Source organism: Rahnella sp. PCH160 (genome assembly GCF_047784855.1).
GTDB lineage: Bacteria > Pseudomonadota > Gammaproteobacteria > Enterobacterales > Enterobacteriaceae > Rahnella.
In genome coordinates, this window is sequence record NZ_JBLOGT010000001.1 from 3,549,893 (window position 1) to 3,564,042 (window position 14,150).

14 protein-coding genes are annotated in these 14,150 nt (G+C 53.6%); 9 read left to right on the plus strand and 5 right to left on the minus strand.

All coding sequences use genetic code 11. The features are described from left to right. Positions 1-6 precede the first annotated feature (6 nt). Both ACM5QY_RS16310 and ACM5QY_RS16315 read left to right on the plus strand, forming a co-directional pair. Complete coding sequence (locus tag ACM5QY_RS16310; protein ID WP_416121780.1) at positions 7-2,391, plus strand: GNAT family N-acetyltransferase; 2,385 nt, start codon at positions 7-9, stop codon at positions 2,389-2,391. Positions 2,392-2,471: 80 nt separating this feature from the next. Next, a complete protein-coding gene (locus ACM5QY_RS16315) occupies positions 2,472-3,692 on the plus strand; it encodes an MFS transporter (RefSeq protein WP_416121781.1) in 1,221 nt (406 codons plus the stop codon). Positions 3,693-3,752: 60 nt separating this feature from the next. Here ACM5QY_RS16315 and lpxM read toward each other — a convergent pair whose 3' ends face one another. The 3 genes from lpxM to znuA all read right to left on the minus strand — a co-directional run bounded on the left by lpxM (position 3,753) and on the right by znuA (position 7,102). Then, positions 3,753-4,733, minus strand: a complete 981-nt coding sequence (lpxM, locus tag ACM5QY_RS16320) for a lauroyl-Kdo(2)-lipid IV(A) myristoyltransferase (RefSeq protein ID WP_416121782.1) — start codon at positions 4,731-4,733, stop codon at positions 3,753-3,755. 93 nt (positions 4,734-4,826) lie between these two features. Further along, the gene (gene mepM / locus ACM5QY_RS16325) at positions 4,827-6,161 is read right to left on the minus strand and encodes a murein DD-endopeptidase MepM (protein ID WP_416121783.1); all 1,335 of its coding nucleotides are present in this window, start codon (positions 6,159-6,161) and stop codon (positions 4,827-4,829) included. A 20-nt stretch (positions 6,162-6,181) separates the two neighbouring features. Beyond that, a complete protein-coding gene (gene znuA, locus ACM5QY_RS16330; RefSeq protein ID WP_416121784.1) occupies positions 6,182-7,102 on the minus strand; it encodes a zinc ABC transporter substrate-binding protein ZnuA in 921 nt (306 codons plus the stop codon). Between the two features lie 95 nt (positions 7,103-7,197). Between znuA and znuC the strand changes: the two genes are divergently transcribed. After that, positions 7,198-7,956 (plus strand): zinc ABC transporter ATP-binding protein ZnuC, encoded by a 759-nt coding sequence (znuC, locus tag ACM5QY_RS16335; RefSeq protein WP_416121785.1) that lies wholly within the window; start codon positions 7,198-7,200, stop codon positions 7,954-7,956. Next, positions 7,953-8,738 carry a zinc ABC transporter permease subunit ZnuB gene (gene znuB, locus ACM5QY_RS16340; protein ID WP_416121786.1) on the plus strand — a complete coding sequence of 262 codons (786 nt, stop codon included), beginning with the start codon at positions 7,953-7,955 and terminating at the stop codon, positions 8,736-8,738. Before znuC ends, znuB begins: the two co-directional genes overlap by 4 nt. A 72-nt stretch (positions 8,739-8,810) precedes the next feature. Here the strand turns inward: znuB and ACM5QY_RS16345 are convergent, their stop codons facing one another. Continuing rightward, positions 8,811-10,157 carry a cation:proton antiporter gene (locus ACM5QY_RS16345; protein WP_416121787.1) on the minus strand — a complete coding sequence of 449 codons (1,347 nt, stop codon included), beginning with the start codon at positions 10,155-10,157 and terminating at the stop codon, positions 8,811-8,813. A gap of 174 nt (positions 10,158-10,331) precedes the next feature. Here ACM5QY_RS16345 and ACM5QY_RS16350 point away from each other — a divergent pair, with 174 nt between their 5' ends. Continuing rightward, complete coding sequence (locus ACM5QY_RS16350) at positions 10,332-10,637, plus strand: EthD family reductase (protein WP_416121788.1); 306 nt, start codon at positions 10,332-10,334, stop codon at positions 10,635-10,637. A gap of 101 nt (positions 10,638-10,738) precedes the next feature. Here ACM5QY_RS16350 and ACM5QY_RS16355 read toward each other — a convergent pair whose 3' ends face one another. Further along, entirely contained in the window at positions 10,739-11,065 is a 327-nt protein-coding gene (locus ACM5QY_RS16355) for a hypothetical protein (RefSeq protein WP_416121789.1), read from the minus strand. Positions 11,066-11,393: 328 nt separating this feature from the next. Here ACM5QY_RS16355 and ACM5QY_RS16360 point away from each other — a divergent pair, with 328 nt between their 5' ends. The 4 genes from ACM5QY_RS16360 (at position 11,394) to ACM5QY_RS16375 (ending at position 14,125) form a co-directional block, all read left to right on the plus strand. Beyond that, positions 11,394-12,878: a YadA C-terminal domain-containing protein gene (locus ACM5QY_RS16360; RefSeq protein WP_416121790.1), complete on the plus strand. Its 1,485-nt coding sequence runs from the start codon at positions 11,394-11,396 to the stop codon at positions 12,876-12,878. Between the two features lie 67 nt (positions 12,879-12,945). Then, positions 12,946-13,362, plus strand: a complete 417-nt coding sequence (locus tag ACM5QY_RS16365) for a hypothetical protein (RefSeq protein WP_416121791.1) — start codon at positions 12,946-12,948, stop codon at positions 13,360-13,362. Continuing rightward, positions 13,359-13,601 (plus strand): hypothetical protein, encoded by a 243-nt coding sequence (locus ACM5QY_RS16370; protein ID WP_416121792.1) that lies wholly within the window; start codon positions 13,359-13,361, stop codon positions 13,599-13,601. Before ACM5QY_RS16365 ends, ACM5QY_RS16370 begins: the two co-directional genes overlap by 4 nt. Beyond that, positions 13,598-14,125, plus strand: a complete 528-nt coding sequence (locus tag ACM5QY_RS16375) for a phospholipase D family nuclease (protein WP_416121793.1) — start codon at positions 13,598-13,600, stop codon at positions 14,123-14,125. Before ACM5QY_RS16370 ends, ACM5QY_RS16375 begins: the two co-directional genes overlap by 4 nt. The last annotated feature ends 25 nt before the right edge of the window (positions 14,126-14,150 follow it).

Consider the following 14,150-nt stretch of genomic DNA (forward strand, 5'->3'; position numbering starts at 1 on the left):
TGACCCATGTCTGAATTGACACCCGCGCCCCTGTTCACCTGCCCGCGCGATGCCGGTCAGCTGACATTGCGCCCGCTGAATCTGGCAAAAGACGCCGCCATTTTGCATACGTGGATGACGCAGCCATACGCGCATTTCTGGGGGATGCAGAACAGCAGCGTGGCCGACGTCGATGTTTTCTACCGCGACCTGACGGCCGGAAAACCACTGGCCGCGCTAATGGGCGAAATCGACGGACATCCGCGTTTTCTGATCGAATGCTATCCCGTGCAGGACGATCCGCTGCGCGAACATTACGACGTTCAGCCGGGCGATATGGGCATGCATATTCTGCTGTCTCCGGCGGATAAACCGGTGGCCGGTTTCAGCTGGCAGGTCTTTTCAGCCGTCATGGAATATCTCTTCAGCCAGCCGGACGTGAAGCGCGTGGTGGTTGAGCCGGACGTGCGAAACGAAAAGATCCACAAACTGAATAAGCGCGCCGGTTTCCGCTATCAGAAACACATTCAACTGACTCATAAAACGGCCTGGCTGGCTTTCTGCCAGCGGGAAGATTTTTTGCAGACACGCCAGAAGGAAAAAAACACCATGACTACATCTCATTTGCAATCCGGCCAGCACCTGCAACCGGAAATTTGGGCGAAAGCCAATGCCCTGCTGTTACGTAAATGCCTGGCCGAACTGACGCACGAACGCCTGCTCGCGCCGGTCGCGCTGCAAAACAGTGGCACCTGGACCGACTATCAGCTGGCCGTACCGGCGTCTGAAATTGAATACCGTTTCCGTGCCCGCCAGTTACCCCTCAATGACTGGATGATTGATCTCGACAGCATTCAGCGTCTGGATAACTTCGCGCCGCAACCGCTGGACGCCCTGAAATTCATCATCGAATTTGCGGATCAGATCGGCATTTCTCAGGCGATGCTGCCGACCTACATGGAAGAAATCAGCAGCACGCTTTACAGCAGCGCGTACAAACTGGCGAATAACCACACTACCGCAAAACAGCTTTCAGAAGCCGATTTTCAGACCGTGGAAACCAGCATGACCGAAGGCCATCCGAGCTTTATCGCCAACAATGGCCGCATCGGTTTTGATGCCGGAGACTACGTGCGTTATGCGCCGGAAGCGGCAAATCCGCTGCAACTGGTCTGGGTTGCCGTGCATCACGACAAAGCCCATTTCGCCAGCGTGGAAGGTTTGCCTTACGAAAAACTGATCGCCGAAGAACTGGGCGATGCGCAGATTTGCGCGTTCACGCAGCGTCTGGTCGACAAAGGCGTGGATCCGAAAAACTATTATTTCATGCCGGTTCATCCCTGGCAGTGGCAGAACAAATTACTGACTGTCTTCGCATCAGACATCGCCCGTGAGTTCCTGATTTATCTCGGTGAAGGCGAGGATAACTATCTGGCGCAGCAGTCTATCCGAACGTTCTATAACGCCAGCCGCCCGAAAGGCCGCTATGTGAAAACGGCCCTGTCGATTCTGAATATGGGATTTATGCGCGGGCTTTCGCCGTATTACATGGCAACCACGCCGGGCATCAACGAATGGCTGGCAGAGCTGGTCGAAAACGATGCATACCTGCAATCCACCGGTTTCAGCATCCTGCAGGAAGTGGCGTCACTGGGTTATCACAACCACTATTTCGAAGAAGCCATTAAGGGCGACAGCGCCTATAAAAAAATGTTTGCCGCACTGTGGCGTCAGAATCCGGTGGCACAGTTGCAACCTAACCAGCGTCTGATGACCATGGCCGCCCTGCTGCATACCGACAAACACGGCGATGCCCTGATTGTTGAGATGATTAAATCTTCCGGTCTTGCAACCGGCGACTGGCTCAAGCGTTACATGCACGCTTACCTCAGCCCGCTGCTGCACTGTTTCTATCAGTACGATCTGGTGTTCATGCCGCACGGTGAGAACCTGATCCTGCGTTTCGAAAACAACATTCCGGTTAACGCGTTCATGAAAGATATCGCGGAAGAAATTGCCGTGATGAACCCGGATGCGCATCTGCCGGAAAAAGCCAAACGTCTGGCGGTTGACGTACCGGAACAGCTGAAAATTCTGTCGATCTTCACCGACGTTTTTGCCGGCGTGTTCCGCTTTATCGCCCGTATTCTGGAAGAGCACGGCAATTATCCGGCGGGTCAGTTCTGGCAGGTGGTGGCGGAAGTGGTGCGCGATTATCAGATTCAGTATCCGGAGCTGGCAGAGAAATTTGCCCGTTACGACATGTTTGGTGCTGAGTTCACACATTCCTGCCTGAACCGTCTGCAACTGGCGAATAACCAGCAGATGATCAACCTGTCGGATCCGGCGCAAAACCTCAAGTTTGCCGGAACACTGGAAAACCCCATTGCGGCGTATGCGAATAAATACTAAGTCCCACACTTAAATACGTTTTTTAGCGCGGCCTGAGAGGGCCGCGCTTTTCTGATTTTGAGCAATGGAGAAGTCTTGTTATGTCGTCCGTTTCTGAACCTGCCTCTCAGCTGAGCTGGCGTCAGTGGCTGTTTCCGCTGTCGCTGGTGATGTTTGAATTCGCCACCTATATTGCCCACGATATGATTCAGCCAGGTATGTTGCAGGTGATCAGCGACTTCAGCGCCAGCGCCGACTGGGTTTCCACCTCGCTGACCGCGTACCTGTGTGGCGGAATTCTTCTGCAATGGCTGCTGGGGCCGCTCTCAGACCGCCTGGGGCGCAGGCCGGTGTTGCTGGCTGGCGTGGCCCTTTTCACCGTCACCTGTTTTCTGACGGTATTCACGCAAAGCATCGAACAGTTTATTCTCATGCGTTTTTTACAGGGCATGAGCCTGTGCTTTATCGGCGCAGTGGGTTACGCCGCCATTCAGGAAGCGTTCAATGAAGCGCTGAGCGTAAAACTGATGGCGCTGATGGCTAACATTACGCTTATCGCCCCGCTGCTCGGGCCGCTGGCGGGCGCGGCGTTCATTCACTATGCGCCGTGGAAAGCCATGTTTGCGCTGTTTTCGCTGATTTCGGCGCTGGCATTCTGGGGGCTGTGGCGCAGCATGCCGGAAACGGCGTCAGGCTGCGACGGGCGTTTTTCGATGCGCCGCTTGCGGGCAGATTACAGTGAAGTATTCACCAATGCGGGCGTGGTGACCGGTTCATTGTCTATCGGGCTGATCACCCTGCCGCTGCTGGCGTGGGTCGCGCAGTCGCCGGTTCTGCTGATTCAGGATGCCGGAATGACGCCGTTACAATACGGCTGGCTACAGGTGCCGGTATTCACCGGGCTGATTATCGGCAACGTTGCGCTGAGCAAACTCAGCGGCAACGTCAATATCCGCACGCCGGTCTGGCTGGGAATTTTGCCGATTGTTCTCGGGCTTTGCATCAGCGCTTATGCGGCGCTGTTTATGGTTAATGCCTGGTACTGGATAACGGCGGGTCTGAGCCTGTACGCGCTGGGTTCCGGGCTGGTGAATGCCGGGCTTTACCGGCTGACACTGTTTTCCAGCACGACCGGCAAAGGCACGGTGGCGGCGGCACTCGGGCTGATCACCATTGTGGTCTTTGCGGCAGGGATTGAACTGGCAAAACAGCTCTACTTCTCTCAGGGATATGGCATTTTCATGCTGGCGGGTTTGATATCCGGGACGGCGGGAGTACTGCTGATTGCACTGTTTCTGAAACGCGCCATCAAAGCGGGATAACAAACACAAAAGAGGCTGAGTATCATGCTCAGCCTCTTTCGTGTTTGCGGTGATAAACGCTTACTTTTTCGGGAAAAGCTCTTTGCGGGAATATGGCTCGGGTTCACCCGGTTTGCGCGTTTTCAGCAATTTGAGGATCCAGGTGTATTGCTCAGGATTCGGCCCGACCAGCAATTCTACTTCTTCATTCATTCGACGCGCAATCTGGTTGTCGTCAGCCGTCGCCAGATCGTCCATCGGTGGCCGCACAAAGATATCCAGACGCTGCTCTTTGCCGTTATACACCGGGAAAAGTGGCACAATCTGCGCGCGGCAGACTTTCATCAGACGGCCCAACGCAGGCAATGTCGCCTTGTAGGTGCCGAAGAAATCCACGAATTCGCTGTGTTCTGCGCCGTGATCCTGATCCGGCAGATAATATCCCCAGTAGCCCTGACGCACGGAGCTGATGAACGGTTTTATCCCGTCATTTCGGGCATGTAAGCGTCCGCCATAGCGGCGACGCACGCTGTTCCACAGATAATCCGTTAGCGGGTTTTTCTGATTATGGAACATCGCCGCCATCGGCTGGCCGCTGGCCGCCATCAGCATCGCCGGGATATCCACGGCCCAGCCGTGTGGCACCAAAAAAATCACATTTTTGCCGTCGCGCTGCATCTGGTCGACAATTTCTTTGCCGTGCCAGTGAATGCGCTGCATGATTTTTTTGGGGTCACGGAGTGCCAGTTCCGCCATCATCACCATTGACTGCGGCGCGGTGGCAAACATCTCATCGATGATGTGCTCGCGCTCCGCTTCCGGCGTTTCGGGCAGGCAATACAACAGATTGATTTGCGCGCGACGACGTGCGCCTTTGGCAAACTTTCCGGCCAGACGGCCCAGGCTGCCTAAAATCGGGTCGCGGACTTTCGCGGGCAGATACGCCATACCGGCCATCGCCCCGACGCCCAGCCAGACGCCCCAGTAGCGCGGATGGTAAAAGGCTTTCTGAAATTGCGGAATAAATTCTACGGTGGATCGTTTTTCTTTTTCTGGCTGCATGCTCAGGCTCTTATGACAAATTCTGGCTTAATGATAAGTGCCGTGATTTATTTTGCAATAAATCACGGCAGCGAATCAGTAAAACCTAAGCGATCAGTCCAGCTTCAACTGAGGGACAACTTCGCGGACGGTCGCCAGGTAAGTACTGCGATCTTTACCTGTCAGCCCTTCGGTACGAGGCAATTTGGCGGTCAGAGGATTGACGGCCAACTGGTTAATCCACATTTCGAAATGCAGATGCGGGCCGGTGGAACGCCCTGTGTTACCGGAAAGCGCAATGCGGTCACCACGTTTCACTTTCTGACCGGGTTTCACCAGAAGCTTACGCAGGTGCATATAACGGGTCATGTACTGGCGACCGTGGCGAATAGCAACATAATTACCGGCCGCGCCGCCATTTTTTGCCATAACCACTTCGCCGTCGCCGACCGCAAGAACCGGCGTACCGACAGGCACCGCGAAATCGACACCCCGGTGTGGCGCAACACGGCCCGTCACCGGATTCAGGCGACGCGGGTTAAAGTTTGAGGAAACGCGGTATTGCTTGCCGGTCGGAAAACGCAGGAAACCTTTCGCCAGCCCGCTGCCGGTGCGGTCGTAGAATTTCCCGTCTTCCGCACGCACGGCGTAATAATCTTTGCCACCGGAACGCATATGCACAGCCTGCAATTCGCTTTGCTCGTTCTTTCCTTCCAGCACTTCGTGGGACATCAGCACCGCGAAATCATCGCCTTTCTGCAATTTACGGAAATCGAGCTGCCATTGTAACGCCTTGATAACTGCGCTGGCTTCTGCGCTGGTCAGCCCTGCCGCTTTGGCGCTGGTCACGAAACTGCCGTTCAGCGTGCCCTTCATGACCGAGTCTTTCCACTCGCCTTTGAGGGTTTCCAGCGAAGATTTGAAAGTGTTGCCGGCGCGGTCAAACGTGTAGGTTTCGCGGCGGGATTTCTCCCACGTCAGACGCTGTAAATCGCCCGCGTCGTTTAACGTCCACGACAGTTGCTGACCAATTTTCAGGTTACGCAAATCGCGGTTGGCATCTGAAAGCGCAGCAATTTCGGACATATCAATGCCGTACTGGTTCAGAATGCTACTGAGGGTATCGCCGGTAGAAACCACGTATTCATGAACGCCCGCTTCGTTCGCGGTTTTATCGTCCAGATCGTCCTGTGGAATGTCATCATCAGCCGGAGGCGACTGATCAATAGGTTCACTGGCTTCGGGAAGCAGTGAACGCAATTGCTGGTTGTCTAACGTGATGTTTTTAACCAGTGGTTTGGTATCAGAAAGGTCATTGTCCGGGTGATAGGCTAACGGTTTCCAGACGGCGACGGCCAGTGTGACGACGGTCAGCGACCCCAGCATAATGCGGTGGGGCCGTGGAAGGTTGCTATACGCCAGAGCGATAGATCGGGCTATCAGCTGCACTTAAATTCTGTCCTTTTAGCTTACTTCAGGCAGCTCAAATACTGGTTCGTCAGCTGTGACAGGAAGTTCACGTAGCTGTCCGCACCCAATACAATGCCGCTCCCCAGCGGATCCAATGTGCCCATACGCACTTTTGTTCCCTGGGCAACAGCCGTTATGACGGCTGGCCTGAATTGTGGCTCAGCAAAAACGCAGGTCGCTTTTTGCTCAACCAACTGTGTTCGAATGAGATGTAAACGCTGTGCGCCAGGTTGTATTTCGGGATTGATCGTAAAGTGACCAAGTGGCGAAAGGCCGAAGTGTTTTTCAAAGTAGCCGTAGGCATCGTGAAAAACAAAATATCCCTTACCCTGAACAGGTTGCAGAATATTACCAAGGTTTTTGTCAGCTTTTGTCAATCCATCTTCAAAATGCAACAAATTTGCATCTAATTGTTGCTTTTTCTGCGGCATCAGCCCTACAAGCTTGTCATGGATAGCAATGGCGGTCTCGCGGGCGATTTCCGGCGAGAGCCAGACATGCATATTATATTCACCGTGATGATGATCGCCGTCGTCATGATCGTGGTCGTGTTCATCATCATCGCTGCCTTTGATCAGCATCGGTTTCACCGCCGGAAGTGCGGCGATCTGCACCTGACGGTTTGGCGGCAACTGCGCGACCGATTTGGTCATAAAGGCTTCCATTTCCGGCCCCACCCACACCACCAGATCCGCCGCGCGCATACGCTGGATATCCGAAGGTCGCAGCGCAAAATCATGCGGCGACGCGCCATCCGGCAATAATACCTCGGTCGGCATCACACCATCGGCAATCGCTGCGGCAATAAAACCCAGCGGACGAACGGAGGCCAGAACGGCGGCCTGAGCGCTGAAAACCGCACCGGAACTGAGGATTGCGGCTGCCAGTAACATCCGTTTAACGCTTTTTTTCTGTATCATGCGGGGTGAACTCATCTTCGTGTTGGGGGAAAACTGGTTATTTTGCGCGAAACGCAATATTATAACATCCGATTTGTTCTGCAAGACCCTATGACATGCCCACATTAGCTACGCTTCACAATATCTCGGTCACTTTCGGTACACGCCGCGTGCTGTCCAACATCTCGCTGAGCCTGCAACCGGGGAAAATACTGACCCTGCTTGGCCCGAACGGCGCAGGGAAATCAACGTTAGTGCGCGTTGTGCTTGGTCTGATTGCGCCAACCGAAGGCACGATGACCTGCGAGCCGGGTTTACGCATCGGCTACGTTCCGCAAAAAATTCATCTTGACCCGACGATGCCGCTGACCGTCAGCCGGTTCATGCGCCTGAAACCCGGTGTGAAAAAAAGCGACATTTTACCTGCGCTGAAACGCGTTCAGGCGGCGCATCTTCTCGATCAGCCGATGCAAAAATTGTCCGGCGGTGAAAACCAGCGCGTTTTGCTGGCGCGTGCGCTTCTCAACAGCCCGCAGCTTCTGGTGCTTGATGAACCGACGCAGGGCGTGGACGTCAACGGTCAGGTTGCGCTGTACAACCTCATCGACAACCTGCGATGCGAGCTGGGTTGTGCCGTCCTGATGGTTTCGCACGACCTGCATCTGGTGATGGCGAAAACCGACGAGGTTTTGTGTCTGAATCAGCATATTTGCTGTTCCGGTTCGCCGGAAGTGGTGTCCACGCACCCTGAATTTATTGCCATGTTTGGCAACCGGGGCGCGGAGCAACTGGCGATTTACCGTCACAACCATAATCATCGCCACGACTTAAAAGGGAAGATTATTTTGCGCAACACCGGAGGTCGTGACGCATGATCGCGCTGTTATTGCCCGGCTGGATCGCCGGTGTTTTGCTGGCGATTGCCGCCGGTCCGCTGGGTTCTTTTGTCGTCTGGCGTCGTATGTCCTATTTCGGCGATACGCTGGCTCATGCGTCCCTGCTCGGCGTTGCGTTTGGCCTGCTGCTCAACGTCAATCCGTTTTATACCGTCATCGCCGTGACATTATTGCTGGCGGTTTTACTGGTGGCGCTGGAACGCAAACCGCATCTGGCCGTCGATACCCTCCTGGGGATTATGGCGCACAGCGCATTATCACTCGGTCTGGTGGTGGTCAGCCTGATGTCCGGCGTTCGCGTTGATCTGATGGCGTATTTGTTCGGGGATTTGCTGTCTGTGACGTACAGCGATATCTGGATGATTGCCGTCGGCGTCACCATTGTGATTGCGGTACTTTGCTGGCAGTGGCGGGCGTTGCTGTCCATGACCATCAGCCCGGAACTGGCGCATGTCGACGGCGTAAACCTGCAACGCTCGCGGATCATCCTGATGCTGGTCACGGCACTGACTATCGGTCTGGCGATGAAATTCGTCGGGGCGCTGATCATCACGTCGCTGCTGATTATACCTGCTGCCACAGCGCGCCGCTTTGCGAAAACACCGGAGCAGATGGCGTCTGTCGCGATTGCGATTGGCATTATCGCCGTCACTGGCGGCCTGACGTTTTCAGCATTCTACGACACCCCGGCGGGTCCGTCCGTGGTGCTTTCCGCCGCCGTGTTGTTTATGCTCAGCCTCGGCAAAAAGCAGATTGCCTGACGGCAGCATCATTCCCGTAACGCACATAAAAACGGACGCCCTGAGCGTCCGTTTTCATTTATACCTCTTCTGTTATTCTTTTTGCGCCCTCGCCGCCTGTCTCGCCTGCCGCCAGTGCAGCACCGGTGACACCGTCAGCCCGTGGATAACTACGCTGGCAACAATCACCGTAAACGCAATATTGGTCATGTAATTGGCCTGCGCACCTTGCAGCCCGTGCGTCCAGGCATAAGCGATGTAATTCATACTGCCAATCCCGCGGATACCGAACCAGCCAATCATCAGCCGCCTTCCGTGCGGCACGCTGATGCCCAACGTCGTGAGATAAACAGCCAGCGGGCGGATCACGATAAACAAAATAGCGGCGATCAGCAGCCCCATCGGCTCCCAGTGTTCCGCCAGCGTAATCCCCAGCACCATCACAATTCCGGCGGCAAAAAGCCGCTCGATGGTATCGCCAAATGACAGCGCATCACCGACCATCAGCCCGATTGAATTCCTCGGCATTTCCGCCTGCATACTGTGGCGCTGATGCGGATTGACCATGTTTTCAGCCGGCGGTGGCCGCCGCCCTTCTTCCAGATCATCAGGCGGATGCAGCGACACGACACGCACCTCGGCGCGGCGCAAACCAACGCCCGCCGCGAAAGCCGCCAGAAAGCCGGACGCATCCAGACTTTGCGCCGCCGCATAACTCAGTGCAATCAGCGCCAGCGCCAGAAAATCGCTCGGCGCAACCGTACGCTGCCTGCTGTGAAAACGCGTAGCGCACAGCCCGACCCCTTTCCCCATCGCAAAACCAATCCCCAGCCCGCCGAGCAGCGCCCAGACAACATCGCGCCACGCCCAGTGCCAGATGGCTTCAGACGATAACCCGTCGTGCGCTGTAAACAACATCAACGCCAGCATCAGAATCGGCAGCGCCGAGCCGTCGTTCATCCCCGCTTCGCTCGACAACGCAACCCGCAGGCCGTCGTCATCGTTCGCATCATTGACGGCAATCATGCTCGCCAGAACCGGATCCGTCGGTGCGATAATCGCCCCCAAAGTCAGCGCCAGCGGCCAGGACAGTCCGGTGATGTAATGCGTGATCACGGTGACGCACAACACCGTCAGCAACATCGCGGGGAATGCCAGCACAGCGCCGACTCGCCAGCTTTGTGAACGGAAAGGCAGCCGGAGTTTGAGGCCGGTAATGAACAGCGAAGCCGCCATCGCGATTTCGGTAAAGCGCGCGGTGAGCGTCGAATACGCCACCAGATCGACGTGCAGTAAATCCAGAACCCACGGGCCGCACACCACACCCGCGGCGAGATACAATCCAAATGTTGTCACCGGGCCACGGGAAATCCATCCCGACGCCAGAGACATAATTAACAACAATCCGCCGACTGCGGCGGTCCAGCCCAGAAAACCCATGCATCGTCCTTTTAAAGTGCCATCGTCTAAGCGTAGTACATCGCAAAATTCAGACGTTTTCGGGCACAAAAGGCACGGCACCGGCGTAAACCGTGCGCTAGACTCCTTCTCTGTTTTGACGATTGTTTTGACGATTATTGTGAATAGTTATATTAAAACCGAAGGTGACAAAAATTGATTAAATACAGCGTGCTATACCCAAATATCAAAAACGGAACCTTTGATCATGCCTATTACCGAGACGTGCATTTACCGCTGATTAAAAGCCGCATGGGCGATTTTTGCCACTCCTACGCTATCGACAAAATCCCTGAAAATGCCCCGGCCGACGCACCGTTTATCGCGGCATGTCACATTTACTGTCATTCGATGGCAGATTTCGAACAGGGCATGAAAGATAACGCCGCTGACTTTGTGGCAGATGTGGCGAACTTCACCAATATCGAACCTGTTAAGATGATTTTCGAGGTTGTTGTCTGATCACATCCCTTCGCGCATAGAATAAAAAAGGCGATAAACCTCAGCAGGTCTATCGCCTTTTTTAACGGACTTTTAGCGCCCTTTTACTCCCGCCTGAAAACCTATTTACTTAATAGCCTTTTGATCGGCGCGCTCGGTTCACGTTTAATGGTATGCAGAAAAACCTGCGCTTTATCGTTCGCCGCATATTCGGCAGTCACACCAAAATCCTGCACCATTGCCCATTTATCGAACAGAGCATGATCGCTTTCGCGCATGAACCACAGCATTCTCACCGCCGTCACGGCAACCTGAGGAATTTGCGTCACTGTCCCGTTGATCCACTTATTTAACGTACTGCGGGGCAACCCAAGCAGGATACACAATGCGGGCTGATCGATATTCAGCCTCTGAACATAGTCCAAAAACTCATTTGCGTTATCTGCCATAGCTTTATCTCCCATTACTTAAACCTTACATATTGTACAAGAATCCCGTAGAGATTTCATTACGTCGCTATTCGCTACGAAAAATCCGAACTTTACCCTCTTCAGAGGCATAAAACCGTGTCTATCGGCTACAAATAAGCGCGCTAAGTGAAACAATTTCATGTTGCGGTTTAACTTTACGTTTCTTGACATAAGTCAAATGACCGTGAATGTGTGAAACAAGTCACATTCATCGTATGTATGCTTTTAGTAAGGAGACATAAATAGCGTTCTGTTAACGCTTTTATTTGTCGCTATTAGATGCTTATTTCAATGTCGGAAACAACTCATGAAAGCTCAGGCAACAGACCGTAACACTCAGATCATTAATGCTTACATCGCAGGGAATCATAACAAATCGGAATTGGCGCGTTACTTCGGGGTGTCGGCGTCGACCATTCGCCGTGTTTTAGCGGGTGTTGTTCTGGCAGCTACATCTATGGGAAATATCCAGACAGCTGAAGCAAAACTATCTCCGGAAGATCTGGCTACCGTAAATGCTTTCGTCGCCGCTCACCCGGAGTTTCCTGAATGGATTAAAGATAATCTGACTGCTGATTATCAGACTAATTTAGACGGTGTGAACAGAGTTTTAGCAACAGCCGGCGGCTCTGCATGGAGCGAAAACGCAAAGGGGAATGTCCCGATCCCGCAGTCAATCCCAACCTCGGTAAAACTGGTAGTCACGCTTACTCCTCATCCAGTCACAACTGATAGTGAAAATAATGACCCGAATGAGCCTTCTGTACTGCAACCTGAAACCTTCGCCGGTAAGCAGAAAGAACAAGGCGAACGTAACCTCACCGCGCTGAAATATGCCGCCGTTGTGCCGCAGCAAACTTTCGCCGGTAAGCAGAAAGAGCAAGGTGAACGTAACCTCACCGCGATGAAATATGCCGCTGTCACGTCACAGGAAACAATTGAAGGTCAGGAAAACGAACAGGCTCAGCGTGATCTTACTGCGCAGAAATACGCTGCCGTCGTACCGCAGCAAACCTTCGCCGGTAAGCAGAAAGAGCAAGGCGAACGTAACCTCACCGCGCTGAAATATGCCGCCGTTGTGCCGCAGCAAACATTTGCCGGTAAGCAGAAAGAACAAGGCGAGCGTAACCTCACCGCGCTGAAATATGCCGCTGTTACGTCACAGGAAACAATTGAAGGTCAGAAAAACGAACAGGCTCAACGTGATCTTACTGCGCAGAAATACGCTGCCGTCGTCCCGCAGGAAACAGCTAAAGGTCAGCAAAAAGAAAAAGATGAACGCATTCTGACTCAACAAAAACATTCCAAATCCATCGTTTTGCAGACAGTCACGCAGGCAACGGGCACTCCGATTCAACAGCCGGTCATCCAGCAACAAGTCCGCTCCGCCTACTACGATAAACAAATCACCGCGCTGAACGCAGAAGCTGAACAGCATCATGCTGAAGTGTTAACGGAATCTCATGCGCGTTATCAGGCAGATAAACAGGTGCTGTCCGAATCTGAGTCCTACACCAATCAGAAATTCAGTGATCTGAAATCTCAGGTCGATGACAACAAAAAAGAAGCCGCCGCGGGTTCTGCCTCCGCGATGGCTCAGGCCAATATTCCACAGGTTCAGGAATCCCAGCAGTTTGCTGTCGGTGCAGGTATCGGCGGCTACGACTCTGAAAATGCACTTTCCGTCGGCGCATCATTCCACGCAGGACAGGCAACTATCGTCAAGATGTCGGTATCCGATGACTCGCAGGACAATGTCGGTTATGGCGCTGGCGTGAGCATAGGCTGGTAAGCACGTCATTATCCGTGGCTGGCGACGTCAGCCACGGCATTTAATTGAAAAATCTAACGGTCATTTTATGAAAAAAATTTTTGTCATCACCGCCCTGATCCTCCTCTCCGGGTGTTCATCTCAGGCCTCCCGGATGGCGGAATGCCAGGCGCAGGGGATTTCCAAAGACGCGTGCTATATCGTGGAGCAAAACCGCCAGACGGCGATTCAAAACACCGCAATGAAACAGGCGATGGAAAATGCCGCGAAACAATATGCGCAGACCGCCAAACGGGTTGTGCATGTCAGAATCAAAGGCATTGATATCAAAATTTTTCCCGCGGATAAACAGGGCTATATAGAAGGCACCGCCGCCTATCTTGATGAAGATAACGCGGATGCTCAGGTTTACCGTAAAGGCATTTTCACGGCGATTTATTACAAGCGCACGCATAAGGTGGTGCTGATGCGCAACGGGCAGATTTACGGCCGGACAGCACTATGAAGAAACATCACACCGATCAGTTCAGACATTTGCCGCCAGAGCAGCAATATACCTGCCTGAAGATGTTACAACGTGTCGAAGAAACGTCTCTGACCGAAGGTATCACCGGCGTCGCCATCTCTGTCATGATGAAAGACGGACATACCGCGACGCTCAGTAAATTTATTGCCCAGCCTGACGAAGTGGCCGTTCTTGTGAGCTGGGAACCCGAGAAAAATGACAGAGAAGTGAAGATATGAAAACGTGGATAAAATGCCTCGCCGTGACCGCCCTTCTCGCGGGCAGCGTTCAGGCACAAACGGTTCAGGTCGGTTTTTCGCCTGAAGGCTCCGCCCGCGCGCTGGTTCTGGACTTGATCAACCATGCGCACAAGAGCATCAAAATGATGGCCTATGAATTTACGGCGCATGACATTGTTGCCGCGCTGGATTCCGCCGCCGACCGTGGCGTTTCCGTTCAGGTGATTGTCGATAACCGTCAGAATATGCATAACCCAAAAGCACTGCACAATATCGCAGATGCCGAAACGCACGGCATTCAGATGCGCGTCGATAAGCACTATCACATCCAGCATGACAAAGTGATCATCGCCGACGGCGACGCCGTTGAAACCGGCTCCTTCAACTATTCGCAAACGGCAGAAACCGCCAACAGCGAAAACGTCGTTGTCCTGCGCGAAATGCCCGATGTGACGAAACAATATCAGCAACATTTTTCGAGCCGGTGGGCGTTGTCAGAAGTGTTGGGCGGGAAGAATGGCTAAAGGGTGAAATGCACAACGCAGTGCA

What these genes read in the sequence shown, in the direction of transcription:
- ACM5QY_RS16310 (WP_416121780.1), top strand. Translation starts at nt 7, where the DNA reads ATGTCTGAATTGACACCCGCGCCCCTGTTCACCTGCCCGCGCGATGCC.
- ACM5QY_RS16315 (WP_416121781.1), top strand. Translation starts at nt 2,472, where the DNA reads ATGTCGTCCGTTTCTGAACCTGCCTCTCAGCTGAGCTGGCGTCAGTGG.
- lpxM (WP_416121782.1), bottom strand. Translation starts at nt 4,733, where the DNA reads ATGCAGCCAGAAAAAGAAAAACGATCCACCGTAGAATTTATTCCGCAA.
- znuA (WP_416121784.1), bottom strand. Translation starts at nt 7,102, where the DNA reads ATGATACAGAAAAAAAGCGTTAAACGGATGTTACTGGCAGCCGCAATC.
- znuC (WP_416121785.1), top strand. Translation starts at nt 7,198, where the DNA reads ATGCCCACATTAGCTACGCTTCACAATATCTCGGTCACTTTCGGTACA.
- znuB (WP_416121786.1), top strand. Translation starts at nt 7,953, where the DNA reads ATGATCGCGCTGTTATTGCCCGGCTGGATCGCCGGTGTTTTGCTGGCG.
- ACM5QY_RS16345 (WP_416121787.1), bottom strand. Translation starts at nt 10,157, where the DNA reads ATGGGTTTTCTGGGCTGGACCGCCGCAGTCGGCGGATTGTTGTTAATT.
- ACM5QY_RS16355 (WP_416121789.1), bottom strand. Translation starts at nt 11,065, where the DNA reads ATGGCAGATAACGCAAATGAGTTTTTGGACTATGTTCAGAGGCTGAAT.
- ACM5QY_RS16360 (WP_416121790.1), top strand. Translation starts at nt 11,394, where the DNA reads ATGAAAGCTCAGGCAACAGACCGTAACACTCAGATCATTAATGCTTAC.
- ACM5QY_RS16365 (WP_416121791.1), top strand. Translation starts at nt 12,946, where the DNA reads ATGAAAAAAATTTTTGTCATCACCGCCCTGATCCTCCTCTCCGGGTGT.
- ACM5QY_RS16370 (WP_416121792.1), top strand. Translation starts at nt 13,359, where the DNA reads ATGAAGAAACATCACACCGATCAGTTCAGACATTTGCCGCCAGAGCAG.
- ACM5QY_RS16375 (WP_416121793.1), top strand. Translation starts at nt 13,598, where the DNA reads ATGAAAACGTGGATAAAATGCCTCGCCGTGACCGCCCTTCTCGCGGGC.